The organism is Streptomyces sp. Tek67B01, from assembly GCF_055231995.1.
The window spans coordinates 2,410,826-2,429,895 of record NZ_JBUYUY010000001.1; the positions used below are offsets into that span (position 1 = coordinate 2,410,826).

General features: G+C 71.0%; 15 protein-coding genes. 7 read left to right on the forward strand and 8 right to left on the reverse strand.

Going from position 1 to position 19,070, the window contains the following annotated elements:
• Positions 1-127: 127 nt before the first annotated feature.
• Positions 128-1,579: a maltokinase N-terminal cap-like domain-containing protein gene (locus ACV7NM_RS10590; RefSeq protein ID WP_463410068.1), complete on the forward strand. Its 1,452-nt coding sequence runs from the start codon at positions 128-130 to the stop codon at positions 1,577-1,579.
• Positions 1,576-3,861 carry a 1,4-alpha-glucan branching enzyme gene (glgB, locus tag ACV7NM_RS10595; protein ID WP_463410069.1) on the forward strand — a complete coding sequence of 762 codons (2,286 nt, stop codon included), beginning with the start codon at positions 1,576-1,578 and terminating at the stop codon, positions 3,859-3,861. The genes ACV7NM_RS10590 and glgB overlap by 4 nt, the downstream gene beginning before the upstream one ends.
• Here the strand turns inward: glgB and ACV7NM_RS10600 are convergent.
• Complete coding sequence (locus tag ACV7NM_RS10600) at positions 3,851-4,195, reverse strand: thioredoxin family protein (protein ID WP_463410070.1); 345 nt, start codon at positions 4,193-4,195, stop codon at positions 3,851-3,853. The two genes, glgB and ACV7NM_RS10600, sit on opposite strands and share 11 nt — an antisense overlap.
• 30 nt (positions 4,196-4,225) lie before the next feature.
• Entirely contained in the window at positions 4,226-4,618 is a 393-nt protein-coding gene (locus ACV7NM_RS10605; protein WP_463410071.1) for a MerR family transcriptional regulator, read from the reverse strand.
• 288 nt (positions 4,619-4,906) lie between these two features.
• On the opposite strand from ACV7NM_RS10605, the gene ACV7NM_RS10610 reads away from it, so the two are divergent.
• Positions 4,907-5,635, forward strand: coding sequence for an XRE family transcriptional regulator (locus tag ACV7NM_RS10610; RefSeq protein WP_463410072.1), 729 nt, complete (start codon positions 4,907-4,909; stop codon positions 5,633-5,635).
• A 56-nt stretch (positions 5,636-5,691) separates the two neighbouring features.
• On the opposite strand, the gene ACV7NM_RS10615 is transcribed toward ACV7NM_RS10610, so the two are convergent.
• Complete coding sequence (locus ACV7NM_RS10615; RefSeq protein WP_136214478.1) at positions 5,692-6,717, reverse strand: ATP-dependent 6-phosphofructokinase; 1,026 nt, start codon at positions 6,715-6,717, stop codon at positions 5,692-5,694.
• A 306-nt stretch (positions 6,718-7,023) separates the two neighbouring features.
• On the opposite strand from ACV7NM_RS10615, the gene pta reads away from it, so the two are divergent.
• The 3 genes from pta to pyk all read left to right on the forward strand — a co-directional run bounded on the left by pta (position 7,024) and on the right by pyk (position 11,899).
• Entirely contained in the window at positions 7,024-9,105 is a 2,082-nt protein-coding gene (gene pta / locus ACV7NM_RS10620; protein WP_463410073.1) for a phosphate acetyltransferase, read from the forward strand.
• Between the two features lie 83 nt (positions 9,106-9,188).
• A complete protein-coding gene (locus ACV7NM_RS10625) occupies positions 9,189-10,403 on the forward strand; it encodes an acetate kinase (RefSeq protein WP_463410074.1) in 1,215 nt (404 codons plus the stop codon).
• 62 nt (positions 10,404-10,465) lie between these two features.
• Positions 10,466-11,899, forward strand: a complete 1,434-nt coding sequence (gene pyk / locus ACV7NM_RS10630) for a pyruvate kinase (RefSeq protein WP_463410075.1) — start codon at positions 10,466-10,468, stop codon at positions 11,897-11,899.
• Positions 11,900-12,070: 171 nt separating this feature from the next.
• Here the strand turns inward: pyk and ACV7NM_RS10635 are convergent, their stop codons facing one another.
• From ACV7NM_RS10635 to ACV7NM_RS10650, 4 genes are all read right to left on the reverse strand, one after another.
• On the reverse strand, positions 12,071-13,372 hold the full coding sequence (locus ACV7NM_RS10635) for a hypothetical protein (RefSeq protein ID WP_463410076.1): 1,302 nt from the start codon (positions 13,370-13,372) through the stop codon (positions 12,071-12,073).
• The gene (locus ACV7NM_RS10640; RefSeq protein WP_463410077.1) at positions 13,362-13,934 is read right to left on the reverse strand and encodes a DUF6114 domain-containing protein; all 573 of its coding nucleotides are present in this window, start codon (positions 13,932-13,934) and stop codon (positions 13,362-13,364) included. The genes ACV7NM_RS10635 and ACV7NM_RS10640 overlap by 11 nt, the downstream gene beginning before the upstream one ends.
• Positions 13,935-14,042: 108 nt before the next feature.
• Positions 14,043-14,693, reverse strand: a complete 651-nt coding sequence (locus ACV7NM_RS10645) for a DUF6230 family protein (protein WP_463410078.1) — start codon at positions 14,691-14,693, stop codon at positions 14,043-14,045.
• A gap of 590 nt (positions 14,694-15,283) precedes the next feature.
• Positions 15,284-16,276: a tetratricopeptide repeat protein gene (locus ACV7NM_RS10650; protein ID WP_463410079.1), complete on the reverse strand. Its 993-nt coding sequence runs from the start codon at positions 16,274-16,276 to the stop codon at positions 15,284-15,286.
• Positions 16,277-16,530: 254 nt separating this feature from the next.
• Here ACV7NM_RS10650 and ACV7NM_RS10655 point away from each other — a divergent pair, with 254 nt between their 5' ends.
• Positions 16,531-17,169, forward strand: a complete 639-nt coding sequence (locus ACV7NM_RS10655; protein WP_463410080.1) for a TetR/AcrR family transcriptional regulator — start codon at positions 16,531-16,533, stop codon at positions 17,167-17,169.
• Between the two features lie 102 nt (positions 17,170-17,271).
• On the opposite strand, the gene ACV7NM_RS10660 is transcribed toward ACV7NM_RS10655, so the two are convergent.
• On the reverse strand, positions 17,272-18,972 hold the full coding sequence (locus tag ACV7NM_RS10660) for an acyl-CoA mutase large subunit family protein (protein ID WP_463410081.1): 1,701 nt from the start codon (positions 18,970-18,972) through the stop codon (positions 17,272-17,274).
• Positions 18,973-19,070: the final 98 nt, after the last annotated feature.

Consider the following 19,070-nt stretch of genomic DNA (forward strand, 5'->3'; position numbering starts at 1 on the left):
AATGGGTCAATCGCCCGCCCCTGTACGGATCATCCTGACCCGACACTCGCCCACCGCCGGACAGCAACCATCGCCATCCGGGACACTCTGCGCATTCTGTGACGGCCCGGGGAAAGGACGCGACGCCATGTCGGAGGCTGCATCCGCCCGGAGCCGCCAGGGAAGCCTGGTCGGAGTCCCGCTCGGACCGCTGGAGCCCATGCTGCGGGCCTGGCTGCCGAGACAGCGCTGGTTCGCAGGCAAGGGACGCCCCATCACCCGGCTCCGGCTGGTCTCTGCCGTCGAACTGCTGCCGCCCGGCGCCTCGCCCGGGCTGCTCCACCTGCTCGTCGGGGTGGACGCCGAAGGCAGCTCGGACTGCTACCAACTGCTGCTCGGGGTACGCCCCAACCTGCCCCCGGCACTCTCGCCCGCGCTGATCGGGTACGCCGAGCAAGGCCCGTACGCCGGCCACGCCGTGTACGAGGGACTCGGTGATCCGCGCCTCGCGGCGCTGCTGCTGGAACGATTGCGCTCCCCGGGCGCGCTCGGCCCGCTGCGCTTCGAGCGGGACCCCCACGCGGTGATCCCGGCGGCCCCCGCGCCCCGGCCGCTGTCCGGCGAGCAGACCAACTCCTCGCTGGTATACGGCGATTCGCACATCCTCAAGGTGTTCCGCCGGGTCGGCCCCGGGGTCAACCCGGATCTGGAACTGCCCCGGGCGCTGGCCGCGGTCGGTTGTGCGCGGGTACCCGCGCCCGTCGCCTGGTACGAGGCCGAACTGCCCGGGTCGGAGCCGCTGACCCTGGGTGTGCTCCAGCCCTACCTGCGCGGCTCCGTCGACGGGTGGCAGCTCGCGCTGCAACGGCTGGGCGCCGGGGCCGACTTCACCACCGAGGCGCACGCGCTGGGTCGGGCCACCGCCGAGGTGCACAGCGCGCTCGCCGACGCCCTGCCCACCCTGGCGCTCGATCCGGAGCAGACCGCCCGGCTCGCCGCCGGGATGACGGCCCGACTTGCCGCCACCGCCCGGGAGGTACCCGCTCTGCTGCCCTACGAGGCGGGGCTGCGCGGGGCGTTCGACGCTCTGGCCGCCTCCCGGGGCGCCGGGGTGGCCGTCCAACGCATCCACGGGGACCTGCACTTGGGGCAGACCCTGCGGGCGTCCGACGGGAGCTGGGCCCTGATCGACTTCGAGGGCGAACCGGCCCGGCCGCTGGCCGACCGCCGCCGCCCCGAACCGGCGGTGCGCGACATCGCCGGGATACTGCGCTCCTTCGACTACGCCGCCCGCTCGCACCGGCCGTTCGCCCCCGCGTGGGCCGACGACTGTCGGGCCGCGTTCTGCGAGGGGTACGCCCGCACCACCGGGCGCGACCCGCGCGAGGACCCCGTCCTGCTGCGCGCGTACGAGACCGACAAGGCGGTGTACGAGGCCCGCTACGAGTCCCGGCACCGCCCCGACTGGCTGCACGTCCCGATGGCGGCGATCCGGCGGCTCTCGGAGCCGCAGCGGCCGGCCCACCGGCTGCCGCCCGTCCCGGGCGGCGCCGCCCACCCCCAACCCCGTCCGAAGCCCCCGAGGAGGCCGCTCGCGTGAGCGCCGCACGACAGCCGTCACCGACCGTCCGCGACAAAGCGGCCACCGCATCCGAGCCGGCGCCGAAGGCCCGTACGCCGCGGGCCCGGCGGCCCGCCGCGCCCCAGGGCCCGGCCCCGGCACCCGCCCTCGACGCCGGGGAGCGGGCCCGGCTGCTGGAGGGCCGTCACCACGACCCGCACGCCGTGCTGGGCGCCCGACCGGAGCTCGGCGGGGTGTCCTTCCGCGCCCTGCGCCCGTACGCGAAGTCCGTCACCGTGATCGCCGACGGCCTGCGGGCGGAGCTCCACGACGACGGGGACGGGCTGTTCTCCGGGCTGCTGCCGCTGCCCGAGGTGCCCGAGTACCGCCTGCTGGTCGGGTACGACGGCGACGAGATCGAGGTCGACGACCCCTACCGGTTCCTTCCGGCGCTGGGCGAGCTGGACCTGCACCTCATCGGCGAGGGTCGGCACGAGGAACTGTGGACCGCACTCGGCTCCCGGGTCATGGAGCACCAGGGCGTGGCCGGCACCCGCTTCACGGTGTGGGCCCCCAACGCCCAGGGCGTCCGCGTGACGGGCGACTTCTCGTACTGGGACGCGGGCGCGTACCCGATGCGCTCGCTCGGTTCGACGGGCGTGTGGGAGCTGTTCCTGCCGGGCATCGGCGAGGGCACCCTGTACAAGTACGACATCACCCGCCCCGACGGCGGCCACACGGTACGTGCCGACCCCATGGCGCGGCGCGCCGAGGTCCCGCCGGCGACCGCCTCGATCGTCACCGACTCCCACCACACGTGGCAGGACGCCGAGTGGATGGCCACGCGCGGCGTGCGTCCGGCCCACCTGGCGCCGATGTCGATCTACGAGGTGCACCTGGCGTCCTGGCGGCCCGGGCTCTCCTACCGCGAGCTCGCCGAGCAGCTCCCGGCCTACGTGCGGGAGCTCGGTTTCACGCACGTGGAGCTGATGCCCGTCGCCGAGCACCCCTTCGGTGGCTCATGGGGCTACCAGGTCACCGGCTACTACGCGCCGACCTCGCGGATGGGCACCCCGGACGACTTCCGGCTCCTCGTGGACGCGCTGCACCGGGCCGGCATCGGTGTGATCGTCGACTGGGTCCCGGCGCACTTCCCGCGCGACGAATGGGCGCTGGCCGAGTTCGACGGCCGGCCGCTGTACGAGCACCACGACCCGCGGCGGGCCGCCCACCCGGACTGGGGGACGCTGGAGTTCGACTACGGCCGCAAGGAGGTGCGCAACTTCCTCGTCGCCAACGCCGTGTACTGGTGCGAGGAGTTCCACATCGACGGGCTGCGGGTGGACGCGGTGGCCTCCATGCTCTACCTCGACTACTCGCGCGAGGAGGGCCAGTGGGTGCCGAACGAGCACGGCGGCCGGGAGAACTGGGACGCGGTGGCGCTGCTCCAGGAGATGAACGCGACCGTGTACCGGCGCTGCCCGGGGGTGGTGACGATCGCGGAGGAGTCCACGGCCTGGGAGGGCGTGACCCGGCCCACGGACGCGGGAGGTCTGGGGTTCGGCCTCAAGTGGAACATGGGCTGGATGCACGACACCCTGCGCTACATGTCGAAGGAGCCGGTGCACCGCAAGTACCACCACCACGACATGACCTTCGGGATGATCTACGCGTACAGCGAGAACTACGTGCTGCCGATCTCGCACGACGAGGTGGTGCACGGCAAGCGCGCGCTGGTGTCGAAGATGCCCGGCGACTGGTGGCAGCAGCGGGCCTCGCACCGCGCGTACCTGGGCTTCATGTGGGCCCACCCCGGTAAGCAACTGCTGTTCATGGGACAGGAGTTCGCCCAAGGAGCGGAGTGGTCGGAGGAGCACGGCCCGGACTGGTGGCTGGTGGACCCCGGGTACTCGGCGGCCGGTGACCACCGGGGGGTGCGCGACCTGATCCGCGACCTGAACCACACGTACACGGCGACGCCCGCGCTGTGGGAGCGGGACACCGTGCCGGAGGGCTTCGCCTGGGTGGAGGCGGACGCGACGGACGACAACGTCTTCGCGTTCCTGCGGTTCGCGCAGGACGGCTCGCCCCTGCTGGCGGTGTCGAACTTCTGCCCGGTGGTGCGGCACGGCTACCGGATCGGGGTGCCGGAGCAGGTGGCGCAGTGGCACGAGGTGCTCAACACGGACTCCGAGGCGTACGGCGGCAGCGGGGTGCGCCACCTCCAGCCGATGCGCCCCGAGCCGGTACCGGCCCAGGGGCGCCCGGTGAGCCTGCGCCTCACTCTGCCGCCGATGGCGACGATCTGGCTCAGGCCGTAGCCAGCTGGGGTTCCAGCTCCTGGAGGAGCTTGCGCTTCGCGCGGGCGCCGACCAGTTGCAGGACGGGCTCGCCGTCACGGAAGACGAGCATGGTCGGCATGGACAGCACCCCGTACCGGATCACGGTGGCGGGGTTGCTGTCCGCGTCGATCTGCACGACCTTGAGCCGGTCCGCCTCCTCGGCGGCGACGGCGGAGAGGACGGGGGCGAGCTGGCGGCACGGGCCGCACCAGTCGGCGGTGAACTCGACGAGCACGGGCCGGCCGTGCTCGCCGAGCACCTCGGCGTCGAAGTCCAGGTCGGTCACCTCGGCGACGCCCTTGGCGTGGATCATCTTTGTCTCTCCCTTGAGCGCGGAACGGGCTTACGGGTTCATCTCGCATGCGGGCCGGTCGGCTTCCCCGGCGGCCGCCTCGGCTTCGGTCAACTGCCGCGCGACCTGCTCGCGCACGTCGGCGAGCCGGCCGATCAGGTCGTCCAGCTCGGCGAGCTTGCGTCGGTAGACGGCGTGGGAAGCGGGACAGGAGTCCCCCGCCGGGTGACCGGCGCGCAGGCAGTCGACGAAGGGCCGGGTCTCCTCCAGCTCGAAGCCGAAGTCCTGGAGCACCCGGATCTGGCGCAGCAGACGCAGGTCGTCCTCGTCGTAGGTGCGGTAGCCGTTGCCACCGCGCCGTGCCGGAAGCAGGCCGCGGGACTCGTAGTAGCGCAGGGTCCGCGTGCTCGTTCCGGCGCGCTCCGCCAGTTCACCGATTCGCATGCCGAGACCGTAAGCCTTGACGTCGACGTCAAGGCAAAGGGAAATTCGGGGCCCTCGCCACCCCCGTAGGCGAGGGCCCCGGTATGGGTCACGCACGGGAGGGGCGGCCGGTTCGCACCCTGTGACGGAGATCACTCGACGAGTGTTCCGATACCCCGGAAATGGAGTGGCCTGATCCGTACGCTGAAATTGGATCTTTGCCTTCTCCGATTACCGGTCAGTCGCCGGGAAACCCGCCCAAAGCGCCGAACTCCATAGGACGTTCCTACGAGTTATGGGCTTGTTTGAATGGTCTGTAGTCGCCACCCCTTGGTGACTCCTACCGTGTGCCCTGTGCATTCCAGCCCCCCTTTCAATGCCCCCGCCGCGCGTCGTCTTCGCGCGGCCCTGGGCATGGCTCCCGGTCATGTCGCCTACGGCCTCCGTGCCCAGTACGGCCTGACGGTCGCGCCCGAGACCGTGATGGCGTGGGAGCGCGGCGAGATCTCGCCGACGTCCGCCGAACTCACGGCGCTCGCCGGCGTGCTGTGGTGCGCCCCCGGTGAACTGCTCGCCGAGCCCGTGACCTTGAGGGAGCACCGGATCGCCCGGGGCCTCGCCCCCGACGACCTGGCCCGGCGCATCGGGTTGGAGACGAACTCGTACCAGAAGATGGAGGACTCGGGCCGCTGGAAGGGCAACGAGCGCCAGTCGGCCGCCCTGGCCTCGACCTTGGGGCTGACCCTGGCCCAGTTCGTGACGGCGACCGGCAAGGAGCAGGAGCTGGCCGAGGTGCTGCGCAGCGCGGTGACCACGCGCTGGCAGGCGTACGGGAAGCCGCTCGCGAAGTTGCTGCCGGTGCCCCGGGCGAACCTGGACCGGGTGCTGGAGAAGATGCACGGCGAGTACCAGTCGCTGATGGTGGCCACCTTGAGCTGGGGCGGCGGCGGGGGCGCGGGGGCGACGGGCGACGCCGGCCGGGAGTACCTCGCGCAGATCGTGGACCGCTTCTGGGCGGTGGCCGGCGGCGCGGGGTAGCACGGCGGCCCCGCACCCCCGCGCCCGTGCTCCCCTACGTCGCGCGCCCGGGTCGGTCAGAAGACCGACTCGGCCTCGTACATCCGGTGGTCCGGGACCCTCTTGAGCTCGGTGACGGCCGACGCCAAGGGGGCCATGACGATGTCGGTGCCGCGCAGGGCGGTCATGTTGCCGAAGTCGCCGCGGTGCACCGCCTCGACGGCGTGCCAGCCGAAGCGGGTGGCGAGGACGCGGTCGTACGCGGTGGGCGTGCCGCCGCGCTGGACGTGCCCGAGGATGACCGGGCGGGCCTCCTTGCCCAGGCGGTGTTCCAACTCGACGGCCAGGCGGTTGCCGATGCCGGCGAAGCGCTCGTGCCCGTACGCGTCGATCGCGCCCTTCTCGTACGGCATGGAGCCCTCGGCCGGGTGCGCGCCCTCGGCCACGCAGACGACCGCGAACTTCTTGCCACGGGAGAAGCGTTCCTCCACCATCTTCACCAGGGCGTCCACCTCGAACGGGCGCTCCGGCAGGCAGATCCCGTGCGCGCCGCCGGCCATACCGGACTCCAGGGCGATCCAGCCGGCGTGCCGACCCATGACCTCGACCACCATGACCCGCTGGTGGGATTCGGCCGTGGTCTTGAGGCGGTCGATGGCCTCGGTGGCGACCATCACCGCGGTGTCGAAACCGAAGGTGCGGTCGGTGGAGGAGATGTCGTTGTCGATGGTCTTCGGTACCCCGACGACCGGCATCCCGGCGTCCGCCAGCATCCGGGCGGCGGTCAGCGTGCCCTCGCCGCCGATCGGGATCAGCGCGTCGAGGCCGTACCGGGTGGACAGTTCCTGTGCGTGTTCGGCGGCTTCGTGCAGCCGGGCGCGCTCCATGCGGGCCGAGCCGAGGATGGTGCCGCCGCGGGCCAGGATGCCGCTGACCGCGTTGATGTCCAGGGGGCGGTAGTGACCGTCGAGCAGGCCCTTGAAACCGTCCTCGAAGCCGATGACTTCGTCCCCGTGTCCGACCAGCGCACGGTGTACGACCGAACGGATGACGGCGTTCAGCCCCGGGCAGTCGCCGCCTGCGGTGAGAACTCCGATACGCATCGTGCTGTGTCTCCTGCTCCTGGTCGTACCGGGCCGTACGCGTGCGGGCGGACGGCCGTACATATGAAGGGCGTATTACTGAGGCCTTGTCCGATTCTTCCACGGGGCCGGGGGGAGGCGCTCATCGCGCTTGGCGCCCACAGGGCCTTTCGGTCCTCCCGACCGGGCCTTTTCCCGGCGGGCGCCTTAGCTACACGCAGAGGTATTGTCAAGAGGTCAAGCCCACACTAACTGGGGCAACCGACTCGGAGATCCACGGGTGGCCCCTGAGCCGCTCCGGGGGCGAAACATGGACGGAGAGCACGCGTGACGCGCAGCGTGTACGTGACCGGTATCGAGCGGGGGGACGGCCGGCAGGTCGTCGAGCTGGGGATCATGGAGCTGCTGGCCCGGCAGACGGGCCGGGTGGGCGTCTACCGTCCGCTGCTGCACGACAGCCCCGACCGGCTCTTCGACCTCCTGAAGGCCCGCTACCGGATAGACCAGGACGCGGCGTCCGCCTACGGCATGGAGTACCACGAGGCGTCGGCCGTCCTCGCCGAGAAGGGCACCGACGAACTGGTCTCCCGGCTCGTCGACCGCTACCACCGGGTGGCCCGGGACTACGAGGTCGTGCTGGTGCTCGGCACCGACTACGCCGACACGAACCTGCCGGACGAGCTCGCGCTGAACGCCCGCCTCGCCAACGAGCTGGGGGCCGTGGTCGTGCCCGTCGTGGGCGGTACGAAGCACTCCGCCGAGGCCGTCCGCGCGGAGGCCCGCAACGCCTACCGGGCGTACGAGGGCCTGGGCTGTCACGTGGTGGCCATGGCGGTGAACCGGGTGGCCGCGGAGGACCGGGACGTCATAGCCGACTGGCTCGCCGCGCGTCTGCCCGTGCCCTGCTACGTCCTGCCGGACGACAAGTCCCTCTCCGCCCCGACCGTCGCGGAGATCACCCGAGCGCTCGGCGGCGAGGTGCTGCTGGGGGACGGCGCGGGGCTGGCGCGCGACGCCCTCGACTTCGTGTTCGGCGGCGCGATGCTGCCGAACTTCCTGGGCGCGCTGACCCCCGGCTGCCTGGTCGTCACCCCCGGGGACCGCTCCGACCTGGTGATCGGCGCGCTGGCCGCGCACACCTCGGGCACCCCGCCGATCGCCGGGGTGCTGCTGACGCTGAACGAGCGCCCGGGCCGCGACATCCTGACGCTGGCCTCGAAGCTGGCGCCGGGTACGCCCGTGGTGTCGGTGGCCGGGAACAGCTTCCCCACCGCCGCGGAACTCTTCTCCCTCCAGAGCCGATTGAACTCCGCGACCCCGCGCAAGCTGGAGACCGCGCTCGGCCTGTTCGAGCGGCACGTGGACACCACCGAGCTGCGCGACCTGCTGTCGGTGGCCCGCTCCGAGCGCGTCACGCCCATGATGTTCGAGAACGAGCTGCTGGAGCGCGCCCGCTCCGAGCGCCGCCGGGTCGTACTGCCCGAGGGCACCGAGGAGCGGGTGCTGCGCGCCGCGGACGTGCTGCTGCGGCGCGGGGTCTGTGAGCTGACCCTGCTCGGCGAGGAGCCCGCGATCCTCAAGAAGGCCGCCGACCTGGGCATCGACATCTCCGGCGCCCAGCTCATCGACCCGGCGACCTCTCCGCTCCGGGAACGTTTCGCCGAGTACTACGCCCGGGCCCGCGCCCACAAGGGCATGACCGTCGAGCTTGCCAACGACGTGGTCACCGACGTCAACTACTTCGGCACCCTCATGGTCCAGGAAGGGCTGGCCGACGGCATGGTCTCCGGAGCCGTGCACTCCACCGCCGCGACCATCCGCCCCGCCTTCGAGATCATCAAGACCAAGCCGGAAGCGTCGATCGTCTCCTCGGTCTTCTTCATGTGCCTGGCCGACCAGGTCCTGGTCTACGGGGACTGCGCGGTCAACCCGGACCCGGGCGCCGAGCAGCTCGCCGACATCGCCGTCCAGTCCGCGGCCACCGCCGCCGCCTTCGGCGTCGAGCCGCGGATCGCGATGCTCTCGTACTCGACCGGCACGTCCGGGACCGGCGCGGACGTGGAGAAGGTCCGCAAGGCCACCGAGATCGTCCGCGATCGGCGGCCCGACCTGCTGATCGAGGGTCCGATCCAGTACGACGCCGCGGTCGAGCCCTCCGTCGCCGCCACGAAACTGCCCGGGTCGGAGGTGGCCGGGCGGGCGAGCGTGCTGATCTTCCCCGACCTCAACACGGGCAACAACACGTACAAGGCCGTACAGCGCTCGGCGGGCGCCGTGGCGGTCGGCCCGGTGCTCCAGGGGTTGCGCAAGCCGGTCAACGACCTGTCGCGCGGCGCCCTGGTCCAGGACATCGTCACGACGGTGGCGATCACCGCGATCCAGGCCCAGGCGCTCTCGCCCGCGCCCTGACGGCCGTAGCCGCGACCGCCGGCCCGCCGATCCGTACGCCCCGTCCTCGTTCACCCACCTCAGCAGAGAAGGCATCCGCACCTGTGACCGCATCACGCATCCTCGTCCTCAACTCCGGCTCGTCCTCGCTCAAGTACCAGTTGCTCGACATGGCCGACTCCTCCCGCCTCGCCGTCGGCCTGGTCGAGCGCATCGGTGAGGGGACGTCCCGGCTCGTACACGAGCCGCTGACCGGGCCCGGCGCCGAGGGCGGAAAGCGGGAACGCGCCGGCGCGATAGCCGACCACCAGGCCGCGTTGAAGCTGGTCGCGGCGGAGTTGGCCGCCGACGGGACGGGGCTGGACTCCCCCGAACTGGCGGCGGTGGGACACCGGGTGGTGCACGGCGGGACCCGGTTCACCCGGCCGACGGTGATCGACGACGAGGTGCTGGCGGAGATCCGCAACTTGATCCCGCTCGCCCCGCTGCACAACCCGGCGAACATCAGCGGCATCGAGGTGGCCCGCTCGCTGCGCGCCGACCTCCCGCAGGTCGCCGTCTTCGACACCGCCTTCCACTCGACGATGCCGGAGTACGCGGCCCGCTACGCGATCGACGCCGAGACGGCGCGGAAGTACGCCGTCCGGCGGTACGGGTTCCACGGCACCTCCCACGCCTTCGTGTCGCGGGCCACGGCCGCCCTGCTGGGCAGGCCGGTGGAGGACGTCAACGTGATCGTGCTGCACCTGGGCAACGGCGCCTCGGCCTCCGCCGTCCGGGGCGGGGTCTGCGTGGAGACGTCCATGGGACTGACGCCGCTGGAAGGACTGGTCATGGGAACCCGGTCCGGTGACCTCGATCCGGCCGTGATCTTCCACTTGGCGCGGGTAGGCGGTCTCTCGGTGGATGAGATCGATTCGCTCCTGAACAAGAAGAGCGGTCTGCTGGGCATGTGCGGCGACAACGACATGCGCGAGGTGCTCCGGCGCGCGGGCGAGGGGGACGAGGCGGCGTCGATGGCGTTCGCCACATACGTCCACAGGCTGAAGAAGTACATCGGCGCCTACTCGGCGGTGCTCGGGCGGGTGGACGCGGTGACGTTCACGGCCGGGGTCGGCGAGAACGCCCACCAGGTCCGGGAGGCTGCGGTGGACGGCCTGGCCGAACTGGGCCTGGTGCTCGACCCGGAGGCCAACGCGGTGCGCTCGGCGCGGCCTCGGCTGGTCTCGGCGCAGGGCTCCCGGGTCGCCGTGGCCGTGGTACCGACGGATGAGGAACTGGAGATCGCCGCTCAGGTCTACGCGCTGGTTACCCGGTAGTCACTTGGACTTTCCACCAGACGGAATATTCCGCTACGAAACAAACCGATAGGATCCGCTCCATGCGCCGTTCCAAAATCGTCTGCACGCTGGGCCCCGCCGTCGACTCGTATGAGCAGCTGAAAGCACTCATCGAGGCAGGCATGAACGTGGCCCGATTCAACTTCAGCCACGGGTCCCAGGCAGAACACCAGGAGCGGTACGACCGCGTCCGGAAAGTCTCCGAGGACACCGGGCGCGCGGTCGGCGTCCTCGCCGACCTGCAGGGCCCGAAGATCCGCCTGGAGACCTTCGCCGAGGGTCCCGTCGAGCTGGTGCGCGGTGACGAGTTCACCATCACCGTCGAGGACGTCCCCGGTGACAAGTCCATCTGCGGCACGACTTACAAGGGTCTGCCGGGCGACGTCGCCAAGGGCGACCCGATCCTGATCAACGACGGCAACGTCGAGCTCCGGGTGACCGAGGTCGACGGCGTCCGCGTCAAGACCATCGTCATCGAGGGCGGTGTCATCTCCGACCACAAGGGCATCAACCTGCCCGGTGCGGCCGTGAACGTGCCGGCCCTGTCGGAGAAGGACATCGACGACCTGCGCTTCGCGCTGCGGATGGGCTGCGACATGGTCGCCCTGTCCTTCGTGCGCGACGCCAACGACGTCAAGGACGTCCACAAGGTGATGGACGAGGTCGGCCGCCGGGTCCCCGTCATCGCCAAGGTGGAGAAGCCGCAGGCCGTCGAGAACATGGCCGCGGTGGTGGACGCCTTCGACGCGGTCATGGTGGCCCGTGGCGACCTGGCCGTCGAGTACCCGCTCGAAAAGGTCCCGATGGTGCAGAAGCGGCTCATCGAGATGTGCCGCCGCAACGCCAAGCCGGTGATCGTCGCGACCCAGATGATGGAGTCGATGATCACCAACTCCCGCCCGACCCGCGCGGAGGCGTCCGACGTCGCCAACGCGATCCTGGACGGCGCGGACGCGGTCATGCTGTCGGCGGAGTCCTCGGTGGGCGCCTACCCGATCGAGACCGTCAAGACGATGTCGAAGATCGTCACGGCGGCGGAGGAGGAACTGCTCTCCAAGGGCCTCCAGCCGCTGGTCCCCGGCAAGAAGCCCCGTACGCAGGGCGGCTCCGTCGCCCGCGCGGCCTGCGAGATCGCCGACTTCCTCGGTGGCAAGGCGCTGATCGCCTTCACGCAGTCCGGCGACACCGCCCGGCGGCTCTCGCGCTACCGCGTGCAGCAGCCGATCCTGGCCTTCACCACGGACCAGAACACCCGCAACCAGCTCACGCTGAGCTGGGGCGTCGACTCGTACATCGTCCCGCACGTGGACACCACGGACGCGATGGTCGACCTGGTGGACGGCGAGCTGCTCAAGCTCGGCCGCTACAACTCCGGCGACACCATGGTGATCACGGCCGGCTCTCCCCCCGGGGTCCCGGGCACGACCAACATGGTCCGCGTCCACCACCTCGGCGGCACCACCCCCACCGCCTGACCCACCCCGCTCCACCTCTGCCGCACAGAGACCGAGGGCGGCATCCGACCCCCGCCGGGGGCCCGGGTGCCGCCCTCGGTGCGTTCGCCCCGGCCCCGCGGGCCGTCCCACGACCGCGGCCCGCACCCTCCGGGGGAAGGGATGCGGGCCGCGGTCGCGGGACGGGGCGGGTTACCGCTCCGGGGGGCCGACGTAGTTGTGGAGGCCCGGGACCGTGAGGTTGCCGCCGAACTGGCCGGCCTGGACGACCTTGACGTTCGTGAAGAAGGCGAAGGGCACGTTCAGGGGCGGCGGGGAGTTCGGGGTGAACTCGATCGGGATCAGCCCGAAGAGGTTCCCCTTGAGGCTCTCCGTGTACATCGTCACCTTGCCGCCGCGGATCGTGGACGTCGAGCCCGGGCGGGACTTGAGGTGGGCGACGTTGCCCGTCGTGCCGACCGTTTGGTAGAGGTCCTTGATGTCCAGGGAGTCCGCCGTGAACTTGAGGACCTTCTTGGTCTTGCCGCCCGCCGTCTTCACCTCGACGATGCCCGCGTAGTCCAGGCCGTAGAGGGTCAGCAGGGAGCTGTCGAGGTACCAGGGCTCGTCCGGCAGGAGCGGGATGCCCTGTTCCATGGAGGCGTCCGCGAGGGCCTTGGCGTCGTAGGTCGGACAGGGGAAGGGCTGCTTCCCGTCCGGGTCCGTCGAAGCCGAGGGGGAACCGGACGGGGAGGGCGAGGCCGTCGGCTCGTCCTCGGCCGTCTTGGCCGTCTTGCCCGTCTCGTCCTTCGGGGTCTTGGCGGTGTCCTTGACGTCCTGCGGCAGCTCCTGGACCGAGGCGCCCGCCTTCTTGGCCGCCTCGCGGATCGCGTCCGCCGAGGGGTCGGGGGTGGGCGTGGCGGTCTTGGTGGGCGCGGGAGTCGTCGGGGTGGCTGGCTTCGTCGCGTCCTGGAGGGGCTTGGTGAGCCCTCCGACCAGGCCCGAGAGCGCGTCGCCGACACCCAGCGGGTCCAGGGGGTTCTTCGGCTTCGCCGCCGGCGCGGAGGCCGTGGGCGAGGGAGAGGCGGACTGCGGGGTGCTCTGCTTCGGCACCGACTTCGGAGCCTCGGCGGCGGGCTTCGACGCCGACGGGGTCGGCCCGGGCTTCGGCGCCGCGCTCGCGCCCGGTGACGCGGAAGCGCCGGGAGAGGGCGAGGCGGAGGTGGAGGGCGAGCCGGACGGCGTCGGGGACGCCGACTGCGTGGGCTCGTCGGAGCGGGTCACGCACGGGCCGGGCGCGAAGGGGATGTCCTTGTCGTCGGCCAGGGCCAGCTTCGGGGCGAGGCCCATCCCGACGAACACGGCCGTCGGCATCGCCGCCAGCGCCATCGTCTTGCCGACGGGTATCTGGATCTTGTTCAGCAGCGACTTCCGGGGCGCGGCGTGCCGCGGACCCCTTCTTTCGCGGGACTGCGCGTCAGGGACCACGCCCTGCTGCGTCTCGTCACCCCGCACTGTTCCTCCCGCCATCGGCGTGGGCAGTCGTCTCGCTCGGGTAGCTCGGGTAGCTCGGGTACGCCGTCTCCATGCCGCGCGGACCGGGGACGCCGCCCACGGGGGCGTGCTCGAAGGCCTGCGCGTGGTCCGGCACGTCTTCGGCGTCGGCCTCGGCCGTCTTGCCCGGTGCCCACGACAGCGCGAGCGCGCCGCCGAGCAGCGAGAACAGGAAGCCGATGAAGAAGCCGCCGAGGTTGGACACCGGCAGGGACACCAGGGCGAGGAGGATCGACGCCACACCGGCGAAGACCCGGATGCCCTGCTGGAACCAGAGGGCCACGCCGAGGGTCATCAGCAGGATGCCGATGATCAGCGAACCCGCGCCCGCGGTGGTCGCCATGGCGATGGTGATGTTGCCCAGCCGGAGGTCCGCGTAGGGGAAGTACGCGATGGGAAAACCGCCGATGAGAGTGAAGAGGCCCGCCCAGAAGGGCCGGCCACCCCTCCAGGCGCGGAAGCGGTAGTACACCACGGTGAGCCAAGCGTCGTCTGCGGCGCGAACCGGGGCCTGGGGGTTCATGGACAACAGCTCCCTGGAAACGGTGGTACGGAAAACTCTGTGGCGCGCGGAGGGACGGGCGGCGACGGCCGCCACCGCCCGCCTCTACCGGTCACCTGCCAGGAGTGGCTACTTCTCGTCCTGGTAGCACGGCTGGTCACCGCTGAGCAGACGCAGCTTGAGGTCGGGCAGCGTGAAGGTGCCCGCCGTCGTCGCCCACGCCTTCTGGCGCACGTTCGTCAGCACGGCCTTCTTGGCGCGCTGCGAGAACAGGGCTCCGTTGGCCACCGTGCCGGCCTGCGGCGCGGTCGGGTGGTCCTTGTCGGCCGCCGCGTCCACCGCGACACCGATGTCCAGGTTGCTGAACGTGGCGTCGGTGTCGAGCTCGGCGACATCCAGGTAGATGTTCTCCGCGACCGCCGGCTTGCCCTTGTTGCCGGTCTGGAGCTTCATCGTGATCGCGCCGAGGCCCGGGATCGGCGTGACCAGGGACTGGCACATGTTGGTGATCTCGGCGTGCCGGAACCCGGAGATCGTGACCGGGTGCGCCACGTCCTTGCCGTCGAGGCCCTTGCCCTTGGCGACGCTGCCGTACTGAAGCAGGTCGTCACCGTCCAGCTTGTCGGCCGAGACCTTGAAGTCCTGGCCGGAGACGCTGAAGGACGCCGCGAGGGCACCCTGCGCCAGACCGACACCGACCGCGGCCGTGGCCGCGATGCTCGGCACCATGACGAGAGCGAAACGCTTCCATCTGGTCCCGCCACGAACCTGAGAACTCATCTTGTTCCTCCTTCTCGGACGTACATCTCCGGTCCGGGCCGTGCCCGTCCTGGGATGGGAGAAGTGCTACGTCCTCGGGAAGGAGCGCAGGCGGCCGAGCCGCGGCGGAGCCGCGTCGCGTACACCGGCGATCACCCCCGAGCGACAACCACTGGGCCACGCGTTCGCGCAACCAGGAGGACAGGCTCCGCCGGTGCGGCGAAGACCCCCCTGTCCCACGGCCGGTGCCACTGTCACCGACCGGCTCGGTGGGGACCCTCACCGCGGCTCCGGATGAGCGGCTCTGCGGGAAGGACCGAGCGTCGCCGATCGTGGTCCATTCCAGGCCGGTACACAAGGGGGTTCGTTACTGGCGGGTAACGGCTGGATAACCACAGTGAGGCGCGCCGTCGTCAGGCAGCAACACAGGGTGTTACTCAGGGCCACGACAATGAGGAGGAACGTGAACCAACCGGACAGAACACGGGGTTCGATTTACTCGGAGTAACAGCAGCCGCGATTGCCAAGTTTTGGCAAAGCGCGGCCGCTGTTTATCTCCGTGTCAACAAATCGTCGGTGGTGACCGTCTACGACACCGCCGCGATACCGGGCTAGAAGAGCACCCGGGCCAGCGCCGTCCGGGCCGCCGACACCCGCGGGTCGTCCGATCCGATGACCTCGAACAGCTCCAGCAGCCGCAACCGTACGGCGTCGCGGTCGTCACCGAACGTAACGCGGACGGTGTCGACCAGGCGCCCGAAGGCGTCCTCCACGTGACCGCCGACCAGGTCGAGGTCGGCGGCGGCGATCTGCGCCTGCGGGTCCTTGGGGTTCTCGGCCGCCGTCGCGCGCACCGCCTGCGGGTCCATGTGCCGCACCCGGGAGAGCAGCTCGGCCTGCGCCAGCCCCAGCTTCGCCTCGGTGTTGCCCGGGTCGTCGACCAGTACGTTCTTGTACGCCTGCACCGCTCCGGCCAGGTCGCCGGCGTCCAGCGCCACGACCGCCGCCTCCAGCAGCGCGTCGTACGGACCGGCGGCCGGCTGCGCGGCGGGAGCCGCGGCCGCCGCCGGGGCGCCCTCCACGGCCGGGTCGACCTGGAGCCCGAGCAGGCCGAAGCGCTCCTCGGCGACCTGGACCAACTGGCCCAGCGTCGCGCGGATCTCCTGCTCCGGGGCGGCGCCCTGGAACAGCGGCAGCACCTGGCCGGCCACCACGGCGAAGACCGCCGGGATGCCCTGGATGCCGAACTGCTGCATCAGCGTCTGGTTGGCGTCGACATCGATCTTCGCCAGCACGAGCCGGCCGTTCGCCTCGACGGTCAGCCGTTCCAGCAACGGGCCGAGCTGCTTGCACGGTTCGCACCACTCGGCCCAGAAGTCGAGGACGACCGGAACCTGGTCGGAGAGGCGGATGACCGTACTGTCGAAGGCGGCCTCGTCTACGTCGATGACGAGTGCGGACGGCGGTACGGCGCCGGCGGAAGCGCCGCCGCCCTGCCGGGCGGCCTCGGCGCGCGCCTGCTCGGCCTTCGCCTTGGCGTCGGCGGCCGCCTTCACCGCGGCGAGGTCGACGACGCCGTTCATGGACATGTTTCTGGGCTGCATGCGTACATCCTCCCCCGTGTGCGCGCGCCGACGAAAAGGATCGGACAAGCCGGCCCGGAAATTCCCGCGCCGGTGTTACGTCCCGCGGCGCCGGGTCCCCACCTGACGCCTGTAGCTTCGCGTGGTTGTCGCTCTTACGCTACGAGCCGTAGCGTAACTCCCCGCCGCGCCCCGTCGGCCACCCGGGGGTCGTGATCTGAACCACAGCGATCGGGCTCCCGGCGGTTCCGCTACTGGCGGGTATGGTCTCGGCCATGCGCAACCCCAGCCCCGGCTCCAGCTCCCCGCCCGGCCGCACCGGCCGCCCCCGCAGCGCGGCGGCGGACGCCGCGATCCTGGCGGCGACCCGGGACGCGCTGGTGGAGCTGGGCTGGTCGAAGCTGACGATGGGGGACGTCTCGGCCCGGGCCGGGGTCGCGAAGACCACCCTCTACCGGCGTTGGGCGGGCAAGAACGAGCTGGTGGTGGACGCGGTCGCGGAGCTCTTCGACGCCCTCGAACTCCCGGACCGGGGCTCGCTGGAAGCCGACATAGAGTACGTCGTGCTCCAGTTCGCCCAGTTGCTGCGCCGGCCCGAGGCCCGTACGGCCCTGATGGCGGTCGTCGCGGAGTCCACGCGGGACACGGCGCTGCGCGACCGGATCAAGTCGGCGATCGTCGACCGGCAGAAACGTCTCGTCGTACTGGGCCGCGAACGCGCGCAGGCCCGCGGGGAACTGCCGTACGAGGAGGACGAGTCCCTCACCGGGCACACCACCGACCTGATCTTCGACGTGATCGCGGGCACGGTGGTGCACCGGGCACTGGTGAGCTGCGAACCGGTGGACGAATTCTGGGTGGCCACCTTCACCACCCTCCTGATGCACGGCCTCCGGGGCGCGCCCGAGGCGTGAAGCCCCGCCCCGCGGCTGCGACCGCGGTCGGGGCTTCGCCTTGGGCCGGGGCTGTGACCGGCCGTTCCACATCTTCGCGAGCGGGCCCGGAGGCAGGCCGCCTCAGAAGCCGGGCGGCTCGGTGTACGTGCCCCACTCGTCCCGGAGGGCGTTGCAGATCTCGCCCAGCGTGGCCTCGGCGCGTACCGCGTCCAGCATCGCCGGGATCATGTTCGAACCGTCCCGGGCGGCGTCCAGCATCCGCGTCAGCGCCTCGCTCACCTTGGCGGCGTCGCGACGGTCCTTGCGCTCGGCGAGGACGCGGACCTGTTCGCGCTCGACCTCGTGGCTGACCCGGAGGATCTCCAGATCGCCGGTGACCGAGCCGTGGTGCACATTGACGCCGACGACCCGCTTGTCGCCCTTCTCCAGCGCCCGCTGGTAGCGGAACGCCGACTCGGCGATCTCGCCGGTGAACCAGCCGTCCTCGATGCCGCGCAGGATGCCGGAGGTGATCGGGCCGATCGGGTGCCGCCCGTCCGGGTGGGCGCGCAGGCCGCGCTCCCTGATCTGCTCGAAGATCTTCTCCGCGTCGGCCTCGATGCGGTCGGTGAGCTGCTCCACGTACCAGGAACCGCCCAGCGGGTCCGCCACGTTGGCGACGCCGGTCTCCTCCATCAACACCTGCTGTGTGCGCAGGGCGATCTCGGCGGCCTGCTCGCTCGGCAGCGCGAGGGTCTCGTCGAGGGCGTTGGTGTGCAGCGAGTTGGTGCCGCCGAGGACGGCCGCGAGGGCTTCGACGGCGGTCCGCACGACGTTGTTGTACGGCTGCTGGGCGGTCAGGGAGACACCGGCGGTCTGGGTGTGGAAGCGCAGCCACATCGCCTTGTCGGACTTCGCCCCGTACACCTCCTTCATCCAGCGGGCCCAGATCCTGCGCGCGGCGCGGAACTTGGCGATCTCCTCGAAGAAGTCGAGGTGCGCGTCGAAGAAGAAGGAGAGCCCGGACGCGAAGTGGTCCACGTCCAGTCCGCGGGACAGGCCCAGTTCCACGTAGCCGAAGCCGTCGGCGAGGGTGTACGCCAGCTCCTGCGCCGCCGTCGCCCCGGCCTCGCGGATGTGGTAGCCGGACACCGACAGCGGCTTGTAGGCCGGGATGCCGTCGGCGCAGTACTCCATGAGGTCGCCGATGAGGCGAAGGTGCGGCTCCGGTTCGAAGAGCCACTCCTTCTGGGCGATGTACTCCTTGAAGATGTCGGTCTGGAGCGTGCCGTTGAGCACGGCGGGGTCGACGCCCTGCCGCTCGGCGGCGACCAGGTACATGCAGAACGCGGGCACGGCCGGTCCGCTGATGGTCATCGAGGTGGTGACGTCGCCCAGCGGGATGTCCTTGAACAGGACCTCCATGTCGGCGGCGGAGTCTATGGCGACGCCGCAGTGGCCGACCTCGCCGAGCGCGCGGGGGTCGTCGGAGTCGCGTCCCATCAGGGTCGGCATGTCGAAGGCGACGGAGAGCCCGCCGCCGCCGGCGGCCAGGATCATCTTGTAGCGCTCGTTGGTCTGCTCGGCGTTCCCGAACCCGGCGAACTGCCGGATCGTCCAGGTCCGGCCGCGGTAGCCGGTGGCGTGCAGGCCGCGGGTGAAGGGGTACTCCCCCGGCCAGCCGATGCGCTCGAAACCCTCGTACGAGTCGCCGGGCCGGGGCCCGTAGACGGGGTCGACGTCATCTCCGGAGAGCGTCGTGAAATCGGCCTCGCGCTTGCGGGCCTTGTCGTACCGGGCCTGCCAGCGGCGGCGGCCCTCCTCAATGGCGTCAGCGTCCATACCCATGAATTTACTAGGACGTCCTAGTAAATGTCGATGGCAAACCCCCGGGGAGTCCCCCGGGGGCAGGCGGAAGCAGGCGCGACGCGAGCCGGGCC

What these genes read in the sequence shown, in the direction of transcription:
- ACV7NM_RS10590 (WP_463410068.1), top strand. Translation starts at nt 128, where the DNA reads ATGTCGGAGGCTGCATCCGCCCGGAGCCGCCAGGGAAGCCTGGTCGGA.
- ACV7NM_RS10600 (WP_463410070.1), bottom strand. Translation starts at nt 4,195, where the DNA reads ATGATCCACGCCAAGGGCGTCGCCGAGGTGACCGACCTGGACTTCGAC.
- ACV7NM_RS10605 (WP_463410071.1), bottom strand. Translation starts at nt 4,618, where the DNA reads ATGCGAATCGGTGAACTGGCGGAGCGCGCCGGAACGAGCACGCGGACC.
- ACV7NM_RS10610 (WP_463410072.1), top strand. Translation starts at nt 4,907, where the DNA reads ATGGTCTGTAGTCGCCACCCCTTGGTGACTCCTACCGTGTGCCCTGTG.
- ACV7NM_RS10615 (WP_136214478.1), bottom strand. Translation starts at nt 6,717, where the DNA reads ATGCGTATCGGAGTTCTCACCGCAGGCGGCGACTGCCCGGGGCTGAAC.
- pyk (WP_463410075.1), top strand. Translation starts at nt 10,466, where the DNA reads ATGCGCCGTTCCAAAATCGTCTGCACGCTGGGCCCCGCCGTCGACTCG.
- ACV7NM_RS10640 (WP_463410077.1), bottom strand. Translation starts at nt 13,934, where the DNA reads ATGAACCCCCAGGCCCCGGTTCGCGCCGCAGACGACGCTTGGCTCACC.
- ACV7NM_RS10645 (WP_463410078.1), bottom strand. Translation starts at nt 14,693, where the DNA reads ATGAGTTCTCAGGTTCGTGGCGGGACCAGATGGAAGCGTTTCGCTCTC.
- ACV7NM_RS10650 (WP_463410079.1), bottom strand. Translation starts at nt 16,276, where the DNA reads ATGCAGCCCAGAAACATGTCCATGAACGGCGTCGTCGACCTCGCCGCG.
- ACV7NM_RS10655 (WP_463410080.1), top strand. Translation starts at nt 16,531, where the DNA reads ATGCGCAACCCCAGCCCCGGCTCCAGCTCCCCGCCCGGCCGCACCGGC.
- ACV7NM_RS10660 (WP_463410081.1), bottom strand. Translation starts at nt 18,972, where the DNA reads ATGGACGCTGACGCCATTGAGGAGGGCCGCCGCCGCTGGCAGGCCCGG.